Source organism: Metabacillus dongyingensis (assembly GCF_019933155.2).
GTDB lineage: Bacteria > Bacillota > Bacilli > Bacillales > Bacillaceae > Bacillus_P > Bacillus_P dongyingensis.
In genome coordinates, this window is record NZ_CP082944.1 from 3528311 (window position 1) to 3543407 (window position 15097).

20 protein-coding genes, 1 pseudogene and 2 riboswitches are annotated in these 15097 nt (G+C 38.4%); of the genes and pseudogenes, 5 read left to right on the forward strand and 16 right to left on the reverse strand.

Translation table 11 applies throughout. From position 1 onward, the window contains the following. Positions 1-41 precede the first annotated feature (41 nt). From gcvPB to gcvT, 3 genes are read right to left on the reverse strand one after another with little or no spacing between them, the layout of a single operon-like run. A complete protein-coding gene (gene gcvPB, locus K8L98_RS17460; protein ID WP_223436647.1) occupies positions 42-1502 on the reverse strand; it encodes an aminomethyl-transferring glycine dehydrogenase subunit GcvPB in 1461 nt (486 codons plus the stop codon). Continuing rightward, the gene (gene gcvPA / locus K8L98_RS17465) at positions 1495-2841 is read right to left on the reverse strand and encodes an aminomethyl-transferring glycine dehydrogenase subunit GcvPA (protein ID WP_223436649.1); all 1347 of its coding nucleotides are present in this window, start codon (positions 2839-2841) and stop codon (positions 1495-1497) included. Before gcvPA ends, gcvPB begins: the two co-directional genes overlap by 8 nt. A 25-nt stretch (positions 2842-2866) precedes the next feature. Continuing rightward, positions 2867-3970, reverse strand: a complete 1104-nt coding sequence (gene gcvT / locus K8L98_RS17470; protein ID WP_223436651.1) for a glycine cleavage system aminomethyltransferase GcvT — start codon at positions 3968-3970, stop codon at positions 2867-2869. Between the two features lie 163 nt (positions 3971-4133). Beyond that, a riboswitch (glycine riboswitch) is annotated at positions 4134-4244 on the reverse strand. A gap of 305 nt (positions 4245-4549) precedes the next feature. Between gcvT and K8L98_RS17475 the strand changes: the two genes are divergently transcribed. From K8L98_RS17475 to K8L98_RS17490, 4 genes are all read left to right on the forward strand, one after another. Next, on the forward strand, positions 4550-6232 hold the full coding sequence (locus tag K8L98_RS17475; protein WP_223436654.1) for a DEAD/DEAH box helicase: 1683 nt from the start codon (positions 4550-4552) through the stop codon (positions 6230-6232). Positions 6233-6257: 25 nt separating this feature from the next. Then, on the forward strand, positions 6258-7052 hold the full coding sequence (locus K8L98_RS17480; RefSeq protein WP_223436655.1) for a YqhG family protein: 795 nt from the start codon (positions 6258-6260) through the stop codon (positions 7050-7052). Between the two features lie 296 nt (positions 7053-7348). Beyond that, positions 7349-7436: riboswitch (cyclic di-GMP riboswitch) on the forward strand. A gap of 31 nt (positions 7437-7467) precedes the next feature. Continuing rightward, entirely contained in the window at positions 7468-7599 is a 132-nt protein-coding gene (locus tag K8L98_RS17485) for an anti-repressor SinI family protein (protein WP_223436657.1), read from the forward strand. Positions 7600-7694: 95 nt separating this feature from the next. Beyond that, positions 7695-8030 (forward strand): helix-turn-helix domain-containing protein, encoded by a 336-nt coding sequence (locus K8L98_RS17490; protein ID WP_223436659.1) that lies wholly within the window; start codon positions 7695-7697, stop codon positions 8028-8030. Between the two features lie 99 nt (positions 8031-8129). Here the strand turns inward: K8L98_RS17490 and K8L98_RS17495 are convergent, their stop codons facing one another. The 3 genes from K8L98_RS17495 to K8L98_RS17505 all read right to left on the reverse strand — a co-directional run bounded on the left by K8L98_RS17495 (position 8130) and on the right by K8L98_RS17505 (position 9191). After that, positions 8130-8330: a hypothetical protein gene (locus tag K8L98_RS17495; RefSeq protein WP_223436660.1), complete on the reverse strand. Its 201-nt coding sequence runs from the start codon at positions 8328-8330 to the stop codon at positions 8130-8132. Positions 8331-8429: 99 nt separating this feature from the next. Further along, positions 8430-8642, reverse strand: coding sequence for a DUF5658 family protein (locus tag K8L98_RS17500; RefSeq protein ID WP_223436662.1), 213 nt, complete (start codon positions 8640-8642; stop codon positions 8430-8432). A 327-nt stretch (positions 8643-8969) separates the two neighbouring features. Continuing rightward, positions 8970-9191: a hypothetical protein gene (locus K8L98_RS17505; protein WP_223436664.1), complete on the reverse strand. Its 222-nt coding sequence runs from the start codon at positions 9189-9191 to the stop codon at positions 8970-8972. 141 nt (positions 9192-9332) lie between these two features. On the opposite strand from K8L98_RS17505, the gene K8L98_RS17510 reads away from it, so the two are divergent. Then, positions 9333-9599, forward strand: coding sequence for a DUF3889 domain-containing protein (locus tag K8L98_RS17510; RefSeq protein ID WP_420828874.1), 267 nt, complete (start codon positions 9333-9335; stop codon positions 9597-9599). A 91-nt stretch (positions 9600-9690) separates the two neighbouring features. On the opposite strand, the pseudogene K8L98_RS17515 reads toward K8L98_RS17510, so the two are convergent. The 10 genes and pseudogenes from K8L98_RS17515 to comGA all read right to left on the reverse strand — a co-directional run. Then, positions 9691-9999, reverse strand: a pseudogene (locus tag K8L98_RS17515) (tyrosine-protein phosphatase); the annotation flags it as partial. A gap of 189 nt (positions 10000-10188) precedes the next feature. Further along, entirely contained in the window at positions 10189-10368 is a 180-nt protein-coding gene (locus tag K8L98_RS17520) for a YqzE family protein (protein ID WP_223436668.1), read from the reverse strand. Between the two features lie 24 nt (positions 10369-10392). Beyond that, the gene (locus K8L98_RS17525; RefSeq protein ID WP_223436670.1) at positions 10393-10911 is read right to left on the reverse strand and encodes a shikimate kinase; all 519 of its coding nucleotides are present in this window, start codon (positions 10909-10911) and stop codon (positions 10393-10395) included. A gap of 75 nt (positions 10912-10986) precedes the next feature. Beyond that, positions 10987-11361 carry a competence type IV pilus minor pilin ComGG gene (gene comGG, locus K8L98_RS17530; RefSeq protein WP_223436671.1) on the reverse strand — a complete coding sequence of 125 codons (375 nt, stop codon included), beginning with the start codon at positions 11359-11361 and terminating at the stop codon, positions 10987-10989. Next, positions 11358-11855 carry a competence type IV pilus minor pilin ComGF gene (gene comGF / locus K8L98_RS17535; protein ID WP_223436673.1) on the reverse strand — a complete coding sequence of 166 codons (498 nt, stop codon included), beginning with the start codon at positions 11853-11855 and terminating at the stop codon, positions 11358-11360. The genes comGG and comGF overlap by 4 nt, the downstream gene beginning before the upstream one ends. Further along, entirely contained in the window at positions 11782-12111 is a 330-nt protein-coding gene (comGE, locus tag K8L98_RS17540; RefSeq protein WP_223436674.1) for a competence type IV pilus minor pilin ComGE, read from the reverse strand. The genes comGF and comGE overlap by 74 nt, the downstream gene beginning before the upstream one ends. After that, positions 12098-12550 (reverse strand): competence type IV pilus minor pilin ComGD, encoded by a 453-nt coding sequence (gene comGD, locus K8L98_RS17545; RefSeq protein WP_223436676.1) that lies wholly within the window; start codon positions 12548-12550, stop codon positions 12098-12100. Before comGD ends, comGE begins: the two co-directional genes overlap by 14 nt. After that, positions 12528-12836, reverse strand: coding sequence for a competence type IV pilus major pilin ComGC (gene comGC, locus K8L98_RS17550; protein WP_223436678.1), 309 nt, complete (start codon positions 12834-12836; stop codon positions 12528-12530). Before comGC ends, comGD begins: the two co-directional genes overlap by 23 nt. A 25-nt stretch (positions 12837-12861) precedes the next feature. After that, complete coding sequence (gene comGB / locus K8L98_RS17555) at positions 12862-13896, reverse strand: competence type IV pilus assembly protein ComGB (protein ID WP_223436680.1); 1035 nt, start codon at positions 13894-13896, stop codon at positions 12862-12864. Further along, positions 13886-14953, reverse strand: a complete 1068-nt coding sequence (comGA, locus tag K8L98_RS17560; protein ID WP_223436682.1) for a competence type IV pilus ATPase ComGA — start codon at positions 14951-14953, stop codon at positions 13886-13888. Before comGA ends, comGB begins: the two co-directional genes overlap by 11 nt. Between the last annotated feature and the right edge of the window lie 144 nt (positions 14954-15097).

Sequence of the window (15097 nt, forward strand, 5' to 3'; positions counted from 1 at the left end):
AAAAGGATCCGCATGAAATGCGAATCCTTTTTGTCTGTCTTTTATTGCTTTTGATAACGCAAGATCGGTTTTCTTGCTGCTGTAGTCTCATCTAAGCGGCTGACAACTGTCGTATGCGGTGCTTCCTGTACAATTTCAGGATTTTCTTCTGCTTCTTTTGCGATCTGGAGCATTGCGTCAATAAATGAATCCAGCGTTTCTTTTGATTCTGTTTCAGTCGGCTCAATCATGATGCATTCTTCCACGTTTAATGGGAAGTAGATGGTAGGCGGATGATAGCCGAAATCAAGCAGCCTTTTTGCGATGTCAAGCGTCCGCACCCCTAATTTTTTCTGACGTTTGCCCGAAAGAACAAATTCATGCTTGCAGTGCCTGTCAAATGGCAGATCATAGGCTTCTGAAAGTCTTCTCATCATGTAGTTTGCATTTAAAACGGCATACTCTGTCACCGCTTTTAACCCGTCAGGTCCCATTGTCCGAATATACGTATAAGCACGGACGTTAATTCCGAAGTTTCCGTAGAATGGCTTCACCCGGCCGATGGACTGCGGACGATCATAATCAAACGTATATTTATTATCTCTTTTAACTAATACAGGTTTTGGCAGGTACGGAATCAGATCAGCTTTTACTCCAACCGGGCCAGATCCAGGGCCTCCGCCTCCGTGAGGACCGGTAAATGTTTTATGAAGATTTAAATGAACGACATCAAATCCCATATCGCCTGGACGTGCCTTGCTTAATACGGCATTTAAATTTGCACCGTCGTAATAAAGCTTGCCTCCTGCATCATGTACGATTTTCGCCATTTCTAAAATATTTTCTTCAAAAAGTCCTAGGGTATTAGGATTCGTCAGCATAAGAGCAGCTGTATCTTCCCCTACCACACGTTTTAAATCTTCAAGATCTACAAGGCCCTGTTCGTTTGATTTAACCGTAATTGTTTCAAATCCCGCTACAGTAGCTGACGCTGGATTTGTGCCATGAGCTGAGTCAGGAACAATCACTTTTGTCCGGTTAAAATCGTTGTTGGCTTCATGATAAGCACGGATCATCATCAGGCCAGTCCATTCGCCATGCGCGCCTGCTGCAGGCTGCAGTGTAACCTCATCCATTCCGGTAATTTCAATGAGATGCTCTTGAAGATCATACATAAGCTCAAGGGCACCCTGAACTGTGCTTTCATCCTGCAAAGGATGGATATGGGCTAAACCTGCCATACGCGCTACATTTTCATTGATTTTAGGATTGTATTTCATCGTACAGGATCCAAGTGGATAAAACCCGGAATCTACTCCATGGTTCCTTTTGGAAAGAGCTGTATAATGTCTCATAATATCAAGTTCGGAGACTTCCGGCAGTTCAGCTTCATCTGTACGCAAATATTCACTTGGAATTAATTCATCTGCAGCGATTTCAGGGATATCCATTGAAGGCAAACTGTAGCCTGTTCGTCCTGGTTTTGTCAGTTCAAATATTAATGGCTGATCCTGCTTATTCATGTCCATCCCCCAATTCATTTACAAATAGGTCAATTTCTTCTTTTGTACGCAATTCAGTTACAGCTACAAGCATATGGTTTTCAAGCTCCGGGTATACTCTGCCTAAATCAAAACCGCCAATGATGCCCTTTTGAATAAGCTTTGCATTTATCTCTTTAATCGGTTTGTTTAATTTAATGACGAATTCGTTAAAAATAGCCCCTTCAAATGGAACCTCAATCCCATTTTGTGCAAATGCTTTTTTAGCGTAGTTTGCTTTTTGGATATTTTGAAAGGCCATTTCTTTTACGCCTTTTTTCCCGAGTGCCGTCATGGCAACTGAGGCTGCCAAAGCGTTTAACGCCTGATTTGAACATATATTAGAAGTCGCTTTATCACGTCTTATATGCTGCTCACGCGCCTGCAGGGTTAATACAAACCCGCGTCTGCCCTGTTCATCTGTCGTCTGTCCGACCAATCGTCCCGGTACTTTGCGGAGCAATTTCTGAGTTACAGCAAAGTAACCGCAGTGAGGACCGCCAAAAGCAGTCGGAATACCAAATGGCTGAGCATCGCCTGCCACTATGTCTGCCCCGAATTTCCCAGGAGGTGTTAAAGCTCCAAGAGCAAGCGGATTGGAAGATACGATAAACATGCTCTTACCTGTATGAGCAATTGGTTCAATCTCTTTAAGCGGCTCGACTTGCCCGAAGAAGTTTGGATATTGCACAACGACAGCCGCAACATCGTCTGACATTTCCGCCTTTAAAGCTTCAAGGTCAGTGACGCCATTTTTCACAGGGACTTCTACTACTTCAATGTACTGTCCTTTTGCATATGTTTTCAGCACATCTCTGCTTTCCGGGTGAACGGCTTTTGAAACGATGACTTTTTTCTTTTTTGTTTGACCTGCAGCAAGCATGGCTGCTTCAGCTAAAGAAGTTCCGCCGTCGTACATGGATGAGTTCGCCACGTCCATTCCAGTAAGCTCAGCGATCATTGTTTGAAATTCAAAGATGGCCTGAAGCTCGCCCTGAGAAATTTCCGGCTGATACGGAGTGTATGCTGTATAAAATTCTGAGCGTGAAATAACATGATCTACTATGATCGGCATGTAATGATCGTATACACCTGCACCAAGGAAAGAAGCATTGCTTCTTAAATCCTTGTTTTTAGAAGCTAGCTCACTCAGCTCCTTAACAAGTTCTGTTTCAGATTTTGCTTTCTTGATCTTATATTCCCCCTGAAAACGCACGCTCTCGGGAATGTCTGAGAAAAGCTCACCTATATGAGATACTCCGACAGTATCAAGCATTTCCTGCTGATCTTGTTCTGTCATCGGCAAATAACGATGTTTCATGGATGTGTTCCCCTTTCAAACTAGCTCATTTTTTTGGTCGTTTATAAAAAGGTGTTGAAACTGTAACTGCTTTTAAGCGTTTCTTGCGCACTTGCACAATCACTTCAGTGCCTGGTTCTGCAAATTCCTTTTTCAGCAGAGCCCAGCCGATATTTTTCTTTAATGTAGGAGATTGTGTGCCAGTCGTTACTTCGCCGATTTGTTCGTCTCCATGGTATACTTCATAACCATGTCGGGGTATTCCCTTGTCAATCATCTCAAGACCGACAAGCTTTCTTGCTGTTCCGTTTTCTTTTTGTTCTTTTAAAATATCTTTTCCGATGAAGTCTGCCTCTTTATTCGGTTTTACAGCAAAACCGATTCCCGCCTCAATCGGAGTAATTTCTTTGGTAAGTTCCTGACCATATAAAGGCAGATTTGCTTCAAAGCGCAATGTGTCGCGTGCGCCTAATCCGCACGGAAGAATTCCTTCATTTTTGCCTGCTTCTAAAATTGCTTTCCAAAGGGAAGACGCTTCTGAAGATGGGCAATAGATTTCAAAGCCGTCTTCGCCTGTATAGCCTGTTCTTGAGACAAGAGCTTTTACATCATCGATTACAACGTCATCTTTAAATTTAAAAAACTTGATTTCACTTAAATCTGTTTCTGTTAATTTTTGAAGGATAGATTCAGCTTGTGGCCCCTGAATGGCCAGTTGGGCAACATCTGATGAAATATTATGAAGCTTTGTGTCTCCGAATTTGTGCGAGATGAGCCACTCATAATCTTTTTCAATATTTGAAGCATTCACGACTAATAAAAAGTGAGTATCTGATTTTTTATAAATTAATAAATCGTCTACTGTTCCCCCATCTTCATAGCACATCGCCGTGTACTGGGCTCCGCCGTCTTTCAAAAGGGAAACATCATTCGTCATTGTCTTTTGAAGGAATGCAAGACTGTCTGTACCTGTTACTTCAATTTCACCCATATGCGAAACATCGAATAAGCCAGCTCTTTCCCGAACTGCCTCGTGTTCCTCTTTAATAGAAGAAAATTGAACGGGAAGATCCCAACCGCCAAAATCAATTGTCTTTGCACCAAGTTCTTTATAAACATCAAATAATGGTGTTCGCTTTAAATCTGCCATAATCAAATCGCCTCCCCAAAAAAGTATAAAAAAAGGACAGAGACCCCCCTTTAATGTAAAAAAGGAAGTCTCTGTCCCTGCACCTGAAAGTTTACCTTGCCAAAAATAAGCAAAGCTTTCCCCTTTGGTGGTTTGCTGCTTTCACAAACTCTCTCCAGAGTTGCGTCAAACAAGAGTTCTTTTGCCTGAGAGATTCACAGTTGTTTGCTCCTTCGGCGCTGCTTTTGCGGTTTCATTTAATAGAGCCGCCGGCAGTCTCTCCCCTTGCTCTCATTCGCTCATATTTTCTGTAAAACTGGTCATACTAAGAGATAATATTCTTTGACATTTTGACATTTTTGACAAAAGAAGCATGCTAACTGAAAAGTAAGTATGTTAGCAACTTTCTTACTTATTAACATCCTACCATTATGAACAGCATTCATCAATCTATTTTTACACAAATATTAAACATATATTTTAGTTTAATGTTCGTGTTTAAGCTGATTTATTTGTATTTTATCATAATATGCTACCAATTCACACCTTAAAATGAACGATTCACTATAACAATACCTTTGCTTGAAAGGGCTGTCATTTATGAATGTGAAAATCAACTTTGATTCCTCCTGGCAAGATACTTTTTTTAAAAAATTAGAAAATGATGGGCCTTGGGCAAGTTGGGAAAATTACAAACTCGCCTGTGAAGTACAAAAACATTTAATTGTTCCTTCGTTTGAAGGCTTGCAGGCTCCAAATCATCTGACAGACTTTACTCCCCTGCCGCACCAATTAGAGGTTGCAAGACAGGTAGTTGAGCATATGAACGGCAAAGCGATACTGGCAGATGAAGTGGGCCTTGGAAAAACGATTGAAGCCGGATTGATAATAAAAGAATACATGATCCGCGGCCTTGCCAAAAAGATCTTAATTCTCGTGCCGGCCTCTTTAGTTTCACAATGGGCAAGAGAACTGCATGAAAAATTTTATATACCTGCTGTTGAGCAGAAGAAAAGCTACGTTTGGGAAGCATGTGATGTGGTGGTTTCATCTATCGACACTGCAAAACGAAGCCCGCACAGGGAAATAGTCCTTGCCCAGCAATATGATTTAGTCATTATCGATGAGGCTCATAAACTTAAAAATAATAAAACAAAAAACTATGAATTTGTTCAGAGCCTGAAAAAGAAATACTGCCTTCTTCTGACAGCAACTCCGATCCAAAATCGTGTTGAAGAGATTTTCAATCTTGTCTCTCTTCTCAAACCCGGTCACCTTGGAAACGAAGCTTATTTTTCAGAAGTTTTCTCAGCTAAAAATCGGTCTCTTGAACATCATGAGCATCTGCAGGAGCTTGTCAACAAAGTAATGATCCGAAACCGCCGCGGCGATACTGGAATTGACTGGCCAAAACGCCATGTTGAAACGGTTCCGATTGAACTCTCTCCAACTGAACGAAATCTGTACACAGCTATATCAAGACTTAAATCATTCGGAACTGTTGCTGCAAGCATGTTTTCCATTATGACACTCCAAAGAGAAGCATGCTCAAGCAGGGAAGCCGTTTATATGACACTAAAAAAAATGATCGATCGGCCTGCAGGTGAGGCCTCCCCTCTGCCTGAACCAATCATCAGGGAATTGATGCAGTGCATTGATGAGGTTGACGGAAACACGAAAGCACAAAAAGCAGTGGAGCTTATTAAAAGAATTGATGATAAAGTCATTATCTTTACTGAATATCGTGCCACTCAATTTTATCTGCAATGGTTTTTGCAGCAGCACGGTATTTCTTCTGTCCCTTTCAGGGGAGGATTTAAACGGGGGAAAAAAGATTGGATGAAAGATTTATTTAAAAACCGTGTTCAAGTACTGATTGCAACAGAAGCTGGGGGCGAAGGCATAAACCTGCAATTTTGCAATCACATCATCAATTATGACCTGCCATGGAACCCGATGCGGCTTGAACAAAGAATCGGCCGGATTCATCGCCTCGGCCAGGAAAAAGACGTTTATATTTACAATATGGCTACAAAAAATACGGTTGAAGAGCATATATTAAAATTGCTTTATGAAAAAATTAATCTATTCGAAAAAGTAATCGGTGAGCTTGATGAAATTTTAACCAGATTGGATATTTCAAATTTTGAAGATCATTTGCAGGATATTCTCTTTCAATCAAAAAGTGAAGGCGAAATGAAAATCAAAATGGAAAACTTAACATCCATCCTTCATTCTGCCGAGCTCGAACACACTGAAAAAAAAGCAGCGAATGGAAAATAAGGATAGGCAAGGAGGCTTCAGAGAAATGCTGCAGCAAGAGATCAGTCAATTTTTAGAAAGTTTTTTTACAGCAAATTCGTGTCAAATCACTGATAAACACCCAGGATATATGACTGTGCAGTTAACAATCGAAATGGATAAAGAGCTGATGAACCGTCCTTTTTACTGGACCTATCTTGAAAAAACCGGCGGTGTTCCAAATCCTATGCAGGTGACATTTCTTACAGATGCCAAACAGGCTCCTGAAGATTTAAAAGGAGAAATTATGCATTTCGGAGCACCAAGACTCCATCAGATTTACCAGACGAGCAAAAAACTTGGAAGTCACATCCGCCTTTATGAAAACTCTCCGAATAAAGGAAGCTCGCAATCACTGCACCCATGGCTCGGAGTAAATGTCATGGTATCTTATCAGAGCGACAAAAAGAAGGACCATTTATATTCAATCGGTCTCCATTTGATCAGCGGAGCAATCCTGGAAAATTTTCAGGATCATTTAGAAAAAATGACCTTAACACCGCGAATTCCTGATCTTTGCTTTACAACATCCCCAATGATTAAGGAACAAAGCGGGTTAAATCGCATTCAGAACTATATCCAATCTATTATTGAGAAGGATGACCACTCATGGGCAGACGATGCAAGACAGCGCTGGAACTCTGATATGATGCTGCTCAGTCATTTTTATGAAGATCTTGATGAGAAACCGGAATCCTACCAATTAGAAAAAGCAGCATTAAAAGAATTATATGATCCGCAAATAAATGTTTCGATTGTAAATGGCGGAATTTTTTATTTGTCGCAAAATGCGTTCTATTAATGTCGAAAAACTGCAAAAACTTATTTTCAAAAGAGAAAATAAGTTTTTGCAGTTTGTTATTTTTCGTAAAATTTTCTGTCGTATCATAAAATCAAAGTCCATCAAAATGCCTACAATAAAGGAAGTTACACCCAATTAATTCTAATATTTTCTAATAATTGAAATTTTTTTTGCAATCGACACATTTCAGCACAAAAAGTAAAAACCATTTTTTATAATAGTAGTAAATAAGATATATATACCTTAAGGACTAAAGAAACAAATATTTGATTTTGCAGACTCTACTATTGCACATAATCAGACAAAGGCAAACTTGCTGAAAAGCAAGGACGCAAAGTCACAGATCTAAGGTTCGTAATTAACTATGATGGCTGGACTGCCTGAAATACAGAGACGTATTTTAGGAGGAGAAAAAATGGAGATGTTAATGAAGGAAGTAGAAAAGATGGATCAAGAATGGAAAGATTTAATACTGTCAGCTTTGCAAATGGGAATCAGCAAAGAAGAAATAAGAGAATTTTTGAAAACGCAAACACTTAAAAATTGACAAACAGAAATTGTACATATTTTTTTGTAAAAATCGTTCTATATATATAACACCTCCTTCGTTATATGCTATAATGACTCTGGGAAGGTGATCATATGATTGGTGAACGCATCCGTAAATACCGTAAAGAACGAGGACTTTCTCTATCAGAGCTTGCCGATCGCGCTGGTGTTGCTAAATCATATTTAAGTTCAATTGAACGGAATCTGCAGTCTAATCCTTCTGTTCAATTTCTTGAAAAAGTCTCATCCGTACTGGGAGTATCCATGAATACCCTAATATTAGACGAATCAATTTATGAGACAAAAAAAGATAATCTTGATAATGAATGGGCAAACCTTGTTAAAGAAGCGATGGATTCTGGTGTAACGAAGGATCAATTTCGTGAATTTCTTGAATTTAACCGGTGGAAAATGAACCAAGATAAATAGAAAGCTTGTGTACTTTTTTCGTTCTGTAATTTTATTTAGATTAAGATAACTAATCCATACATTAAGTAGGCGTTCTGGCATATTCCCAGAGCGTTTTAATTATGCGTATTTATTAAAATGCGGGGCTAATTTTGTTCCGTTCTTTGATAAATACTTTTCCGGTTTAGGACTCGGCAAATTCAACGCTCGATTCGCTTTTATTTTTGTTAGATCATTTGTGCAGATTGGACAAATCCATCGTTCTGCCGGACAGCTGCTGAATGACGGCTGATAACAGCGATTGCAAAGTTTTTTATACATAAAACTGTCCCCCGCTTTATATGAAAATTAAATGAATCCAATAAACATGCATCGCTAAAATAATCCCATAAGCAAAAAAAGCCGTATAAGCAATGAATTTTACTGCCAATGACGACGGCAAGCACCTGTAATAAATAAATACAGGAAAATGGAAAAAGATAGTTTAAAGCCTGCAAATAGCAGGGGATGTATCTCATAAAGCAACTTCATAAATGGATTAGCTTCAGCTATTAAATTGTAGTGAAGGCCAATAACAGTAAGCACTGCATCTAATGCATTGACAACAGCCAAAAATATGAAAGCCTGTTTCAAGGGAGACATCCCCTTTATGGTTTACTGAATAGTATTCTTTATTAAGAACATTTTGGCAGTAATTGATTACTAATAATCTATTGCATCATTTACTTTCGAGAAGTATTTTTAAATAGATCTATTAAATTATATGCCGTTAAAGGCAAATAATATATTATCAAATACCGTCATTTTTTCGTTTTAAAGAACATTTTTCATGGATTATCTGCTATTCCCTCTCTTTTTCTTACTTTTTCATTACTTTATAAAGAACGTTTTTTCTGATATCTCCTTTTTTCGTACAAATAAAAAAAAGAATAAAGCCGCTCAGTAACGGCCTTACTCCGGTTAATCTCCCCCTCCTCCTCCGCCGTCACTGCCGCCTGAATCTCCTCCGCCTCCCCAGTCAAAAAAGCTAGAGTCCGTGTGATGACGATCATCCGAATCTGATCCTGCAAAAGGAAATATAGCGGAGGAATCAGAGCCTCTGCGCCTTTTATTACTTCTATACCCGTCTGTAATAATTGCAGCAATAAATAAAATAAAAAAGAAAATAATCACGAATACCATTTTATTGCCCCCTTCAGATAATAAACTCTTTTTGAATACCTGCTCCTGTTTTGGTAAAAATAACTAAAAAGGAAGGTGATACGTTTGAAAAAATCGATTGTTTTATTGCTTCTTCTCTTTATATACGGATTTACTCCCTCAATGGTTTCAATTTCCAGTACTGTTTCTGCCTCACAGCACACAGATTGGAAAGACTTTGCTGTCAAAGAGACGAAAAAGCGTTATCCTTTGTCACAGGTTCTATTTGCACAGAAGATTTGGGATAATACCAAAAAGAATCAAACAGTAAAACAATATAAGGTTACTGTACGTGAAGGAATGAAAGACATTGGTGTTTTTGTAACGATCTCTTATGATGCCAAATCAGAAAAAGTGAAAAAAATACAAGTGCTAGAAGAGGCAGATTAGAGCATACAGGAACGATTTGACCGAACAGTAATAAATGACACGAACATCCTGATAAAAACCAGAAAAGGTACCCAAAGGGTACCTTTTCTGGTTAATCAAGCAGATTTTGTTTTAGCTTCTCTATATGATCCTGATTAAGCCCGCAAACCATTCCAGCATAATTTTCAATTGTTCCGTACTTTTTTAAGATTTCCTCATCCACTTCAAGTAAATATTCCCATCTCACTTCTAATACAGGCTTTAATTGTTCAGACGACACACGGAACAAGCTAAAGTATCTAATAAAGCGCTCACTCTTTTTCATGCGCGGCCCAATAAACCCGTTTGATAAAAGAAATTGATCGGTTACATCATTAATAGATGCACCTGCCAGAAGCTGAATCAAAGCTAAAACAAAACCTGTTCTGTCTTTTGTGCTGCAAGAATTTCCTGAGTAAAGTCAAACCTTCCACGCATTTCCTTCTCTCTATTTTCAGGATCACATAGTCCGTCTTCTAATGTTCATATTTGTATTGTAAGATTGAGCAAACATTTTTGTATCGCCTACTAAACATTGAATTCAAAAAAAAAGTGCTGTACTGCAAGCACTTTACCTTTTCTTCCTCATGAAAAACATGACAGCAAATGGCAAAATTCCGAACCATCTGTTTGCCAAAGGGCTCCGTTCTGTTTTACGGATTGACTTTTTTGCTTTTCGTTCTTCCTTTGGTGTATCCATGTAACGAACTAATTGCTGAGTCATATATTTCACATAATCATTTGTAGACAAAACAAACACCTCATGTACACTTTTTTATTCAGTATAGCCAGTGTCTTGTCTTTCTAGTCTCCCAATAATTTCTTCAGTAATATCATTAATTGATTTTCCTGTCGTATTTATCATAAATGAACAATCCTCATAAGCTGTTTTGCGGGATAAAAATAATTCAGTAAGCTCATCTTTTGAAGCATGTAAAGCAAGCGGCCGATTTTCATCCTGCTTTAGCCGTTCAAAAATGACATCCAGATCAGTATGCAAAAAAACGACAGTTCCATTCTCCATCATATACTTTCGGTTTTCTGTGCGGACAGGAAGCCCGCCTCCAGTTGTAATAACAACATCCTTCAGAGGGAGCAACTGAATGTATTTTGTTTCCAGATCTCTGAATACTCCCTCTCCCTGTTCTTTAAAGATTGTCTTCACTTGTTTTCCAGTCTTTTCTGCAATGAATTCATCAATATCATAAACAGGTAATTTCAGTTTTTCAGCCAATGCTTTTCCGATTGTGGTTTTTCCAGTTCCCATAAAGCCTGTTAAAAAAATAGCTTTCACAAACACTCACTCCGCATTTTTTTCATAACTTTAACACAGATTTGCTCATAATGGGAGCTGATTTTCAACTATCCTTTAATACACAGTCCAATAAACAATTTCCTCTTGGATTAAACTGTATTTATATTTAGCTGAAGTAAAGTTCTTATTTTCTGTTTCACAGGATAGTTCTACATAAATATGTTCTGAATCATTTTTCGAGACATTATAAACAATTGTCCCGTTTTTTAATTTAATGAGCTGCTGTGCCGCATGATCTTCTTGAGTAATCTGATTTAAGGAGTGCTTAACCCCATACAGCATAAGATTTTCTAATAAAACGGTCTGGCTCCTTTCATGATAGAACTTTTTTTCTGTTAAATATAAAGCGGTATGATGAAAGATAACCATAAGGAAAAATAGAGCCAATATCGATACGGAAGGCAGAATATATCCATTTTCGTTTTTCATTTCATGACCTTCAGTTCATGAAAACTTCTGAGGCTGCTGCGGTATTCATTATCCGTCATGCTGGTAACTGTAAGGGATGCGCCGCCTGCAATTGGCTCAAATTTTATATTTTTGACATTTCTGAGACAGATGATATGGCCAGTTCCATCCACTTGTCTGCGAATAAGATAGCCGTATTTTTCATATTCAATGATTCTTCCTGATTTTGATGTGAAAGAAATTCTTTGAGGCTCAACACTCAAATTCGTTCCTTCCCGCATTTCAATAACTGTCTGCTGCAGAAAAACTTCCCATTCAAGAAGATTCAAATCATTTTTCCTGTCAGATATACCATAAATGTAAGGGATAAGGATGGCCGAAGAGGAAACAATAATTAGGACTATGCTTAAAGAGAACATCATATTAAGAAATGTAAATCCTTTATTCTCTAAAAGAATACATGCATTCCTCCTTCGCAGCCTCATGGCTTTCCCACTTGATGCAAGCTTGATCAATTTCTTCCTCCTTGCTCCATGTTATCTTAAACTCTTGATTTTTAATGAAAAGGTTAACGTTCTCTTTTTCAAGATTTTCAAAATTTGAGAATTCAATGTGCTCTTTCAGGAGAACTAAGGCTTCATGGTAAACCTTGCTTTCTTCCCGCTCTTTTTTTAAATAGACCGATGCAGGAAGCAATATAAGAGAAATCATCGACCAAATGCTGAAGGCCATAAGTGTTTCAGCCATAGTAAAGCCTTTACTGTCCTTCAATTTTCATTCTCCCCATTCCCATATAAAAGATCATCTTGTACTTCTTATTGTGAAAGGTCACACTCATCGATCCGCTTGATAATATTCCGCCTTCACTATTAAACTGGACGCGGGCATCCATTGTTAAGGGAGACATTTGAATCCCCGAATCATACTTAACAGTAAATAACCTTTTCGCAGGTATACCTCCCTCTACACCGATGTATTGATTTTTGGCCGTGTCAAATAGAATCATCACACCTATTTTATTTGAGATGGCATACTGCTGAGCATACAGGACATCTCTTTCGAGCGCTTCAAAAAACAAGTCTGCTTTTTTTTGACTTTGAAAGGGCTGAATAAAAAGCATCGTTATCACCATCAGAACAGACATAATGCTCATCACCATAATCGTTTCTAACAATGTATAGCCTGATTCATTCTTCTGTCTTTTCAGCAACCTTGCCATCACCATCAATAATCAGCTCCGTTCCATTCGGGCAAACAGGGGATTCCTCAATATATTTCTCAGTCTTAAGATCCTCTATAGTGGGTACTGCTTTTTGTTCAATTTGATAGGCAGTTGACTGGGCCTGTACTGTATTTTTCAGCCCTTCGCATCCTTTTGCCTGAATATTCGAGTGATGCTTCGTAATGTTTGGAATGGTAATCAAAAGCAGGACAGAAATCACAAGCAATACAATCAGCATTTCTATTAAAGTAAAACCTTTCTCATTTTTAACCATGGCGGTCCCCTCTTTTTGACTGATTTTATAAAGCTTCCATCATATGATACATTGGCAAAATCATTGATAAATACATCATTAAGACCGTCATGCCGACTGCAAAATAAGCTGCGGGCTGTATCAGCACAATGCATTTCATTAATTTGTTTTCAAGCCGTTCTAGAACAAATTGACTGTAAGTATATAACTCCCTCGCTAAATGACCATTTGCTTGTCCATGACCGATTACCTGAGTCAGCTCCTTCTCATAAAATAAGTTTCGCGCAACTAAACCTTCAAAACGTTCTCCTTTCTTTAGATGATCAATAAACCAGGAAGCTTCATCCCTGTAGAATGGGAGCAAGTTTTGATTTTCAAAGACAGTCAGGCTTTCATATATAGATAATCCGCCTTTCAGTAAATTGCTTAACTGCAAAGAAAAGTAATAACTGTTAATGAGGATCACAAATTTCTTCCAGAGCGGAATTTTTATTGCAATTCTCATTTTTTCCTGCGGCAGAAGCTTTTTAAAATAGCTCATGTAAAAAATGCTGCCAAGAACAAAAAGCACGAGGATAAAAATGAGGAATAACTTAGTGCCCTGAAAGATCATAAAAAGAATTTCAGTTAGTATACTTGGCTTAATATTCATTGAATAATAGATTTGCTGAAACTGCGGAGCAATAACTGACTGAGAGATATACAGAAGAATACCAATCGTGAAAAAGAGGAAAAGAGGATATTGCAGAACTTTTTTCATTTTTTCGTGCTGCACAAGCTTCCGGTTCAGCATTTCCCCCCCTTCTCTAAGAGCAATTTCAAGATCTCCATGCCTTTCTGCGAAGTACAAATAACTTATCACTTCATTATGGAAGCGCAGCTTTTCAAATGCTGTGCGGACAGGTACTCCTTTAGATAATTCCCTCAAGCAAAAGAAAACAGCTTGTTTCTTTTCCTCATTTAAATCAATTGAAGTGAACTTCATTGCTTCATTCAGCGTATATCCTTTCTCCAAAAGATCGCTGAGTCTGTTTAAGAACATTGCCTGATCTTTGATTAACCACTTTTTTTTAATCTTCATATTGATAAATCCATTTATGCATTGACTGATTGGATAAATAGCCTAAAGCAATTCCTTTTTTAATAACATCTTTTAAGGTTATATAGTCACAATCCACTTCCTCTCCCTGGGCTTCTTTTAAGGCAAGGGTCAGATTTTTTCCATAAAGCATCTCGAAAACTCCAAGACGTCTGGACTTTCTCATCTTTTTGCAGTGAGGAGAGCATTCATTTGAGCAATAAGGGCATTTCATTGCTACAAGCCTTTGTGCCACAATAGCTAAAAATGTTTGTTCAATTTCAGAAAGACTGACATCAAATTCAAGCATTCTGTAAATTGCTCCCTTTGCATCTCTTGTATGCATAGTTGATAACACCAAGTGTCCTGTCAGAGCTGCTCTTATGGCAATTTGCGCAGTTTCCCTGTCCCTGATTTCACCTACCATTATAATGTCCGGATCATGCCTTAGAATGGCTTTTAACCCCACTGCATAAGTAATTCCAGCCTTTTCATTTACCTGTACCTGCAGGACTTCAGAGCTTTTCGTTTCTACAGGATCTTCAAGGGTAATAATACTGCGGTTAAAATTTTTTTTCGCATAATGAATCAATGAATATAAGGTGGTCGTTTTTCCTGAGCCGGTCGGACCGGTAAATACCATCAGACCATGAGAGTGGTTGATAAAGGAGAGAAGCTTATTTGCTGACTGTGGAAACAGGGAGAGGTGCGCAAGTGACGGAATGACTTCGTTTGGAAGTATGCGGATAACAAGACTTTCTTCAAAGATTGTTGGCAGGGTAGACAAGCGAAGCTGAACATCAATTGTTTCATTTGAAAGGGCTAATGCTCCATTTTGCGGCCTCCTTCTTTCTCCGATATCCATTGATGCCAAAAATTTAAAATGTGCGATGATCCGTTCACATACTTCTTTTCTAATGGTTCGATTTTCCACGAGGTCATCATCTATACGATATTGAATGACCGCATCCCGTTCTCTCGGGACAAAATGGATATCTGATGCATTTAATGAACACGCTTCTTCCACAATTCTTTCACTTAGTAGTTCGATTGAATTCATGACATCCTCCTTTCTGATCAGTTATACACAGCGTACTTGAATTTCTTTCAAAACGCACATCCTTAAAATGAAGTTTTATCATCCATTTTAACTGCTTTTCCGCCTGAAAATTTCATTATCTTTTATAGGAAATAAATAATTACG

Bases quoted from the DNA above. Each gene is read 5' to 3' on its own strand.
- gcvPB (WP_223436647.1), bottom strand. From the start codon at position 1,502: ATGAATAAGCAGGATCAGCCATTAATATTTGAACTGACAAAACCAGGA.
- gcvPA (WP_223436649.1), bottom strand. From the start codon at position 2,841: ATGAAACATCGTTATTTGCCGATGACAGAACAAGATCAGCAGGAAATG.
- gcvT (WP_223436651.1), bottom strand. From the start codon at position 3,970: ATGGCAGATTTAAAGCGAACACCATTATTTGATGTTTATAAAGAACTT.
- K8L98_RS17475 (WP_223436654.1), top strand. From the start codon at position 4,550: ATGAATGTGAAAATCAACTTTGATTCCTCCTGGCAAGATACTTTTTTT.
- K8L98_RS17480 (WP_223436655.1), top strand. From the start codon at position 6,258: ATGCTGCAGCAAGAGATCAGTCAATTTTTAGAAAGTTTTTTTACAGCA.
- K8L98_RS17485 (WP_223436657.1), top strand. From the start codon at position 7,468: ATGGAGATGTTAATGAAGGAAGTAGAAAAGATGGATCAAGAATGGAAA.
- K8L98_RS17490 (WP_223436659.1), top strand. From the start codon at position 7,695: ATGATTGGTGAACGCATCCGTAAATACCGTAAAGAACGAGGACTTTCT.
- K8L98_RS17495 (WP_223436660.1), bottom strand. From the start codon at position 8,330: ATGTATAAAAAACTTTGCAATCGCTGTTATCAGCCGTCATTCAGCAGC.
- K8L98_RS17505 (WP_223436664.1), bottom strand. From the start codon at position 9,191: ATGGTATTCGTGATTATTTTCTTTTTTATTTTATTTATTGCTGCAATT.
- K8L98_RS17510 (WP_420828874.1), top strand. From the start codon at position 9,333: ATGGTTTCAATTTCCAGTACTGTTTCTGCCTCACAGCACACAGATTGG.
- comGG (WP_223436671.1), bottom strand. From the start codon at position 11,361: ATGAAAAACGAAAATGGATATATTCTGCCTTCCGTATCGATATTGGCT.
- comGC (WP_223436678.1), bottom strand. From the start codon at position 12,836: ATGGTTAAAAATGAGAAAGGTTTTACTTTAATAGAAATGCTGATTGTA.
- comGB (WP_223436680.1), bottom strand. From the start codon at position 13,896: ATGAAGATTAAAAAAAAGTGGTTAATCAAAGATCAGGCAATGTTCTTA.
- comGA (WP_223436682.1), bottom strand. From the start codon at position 14,953: ATGAATTCAATCGAACTACTAAGTGAAAGAATTGTGGAAGAAGCGTGT.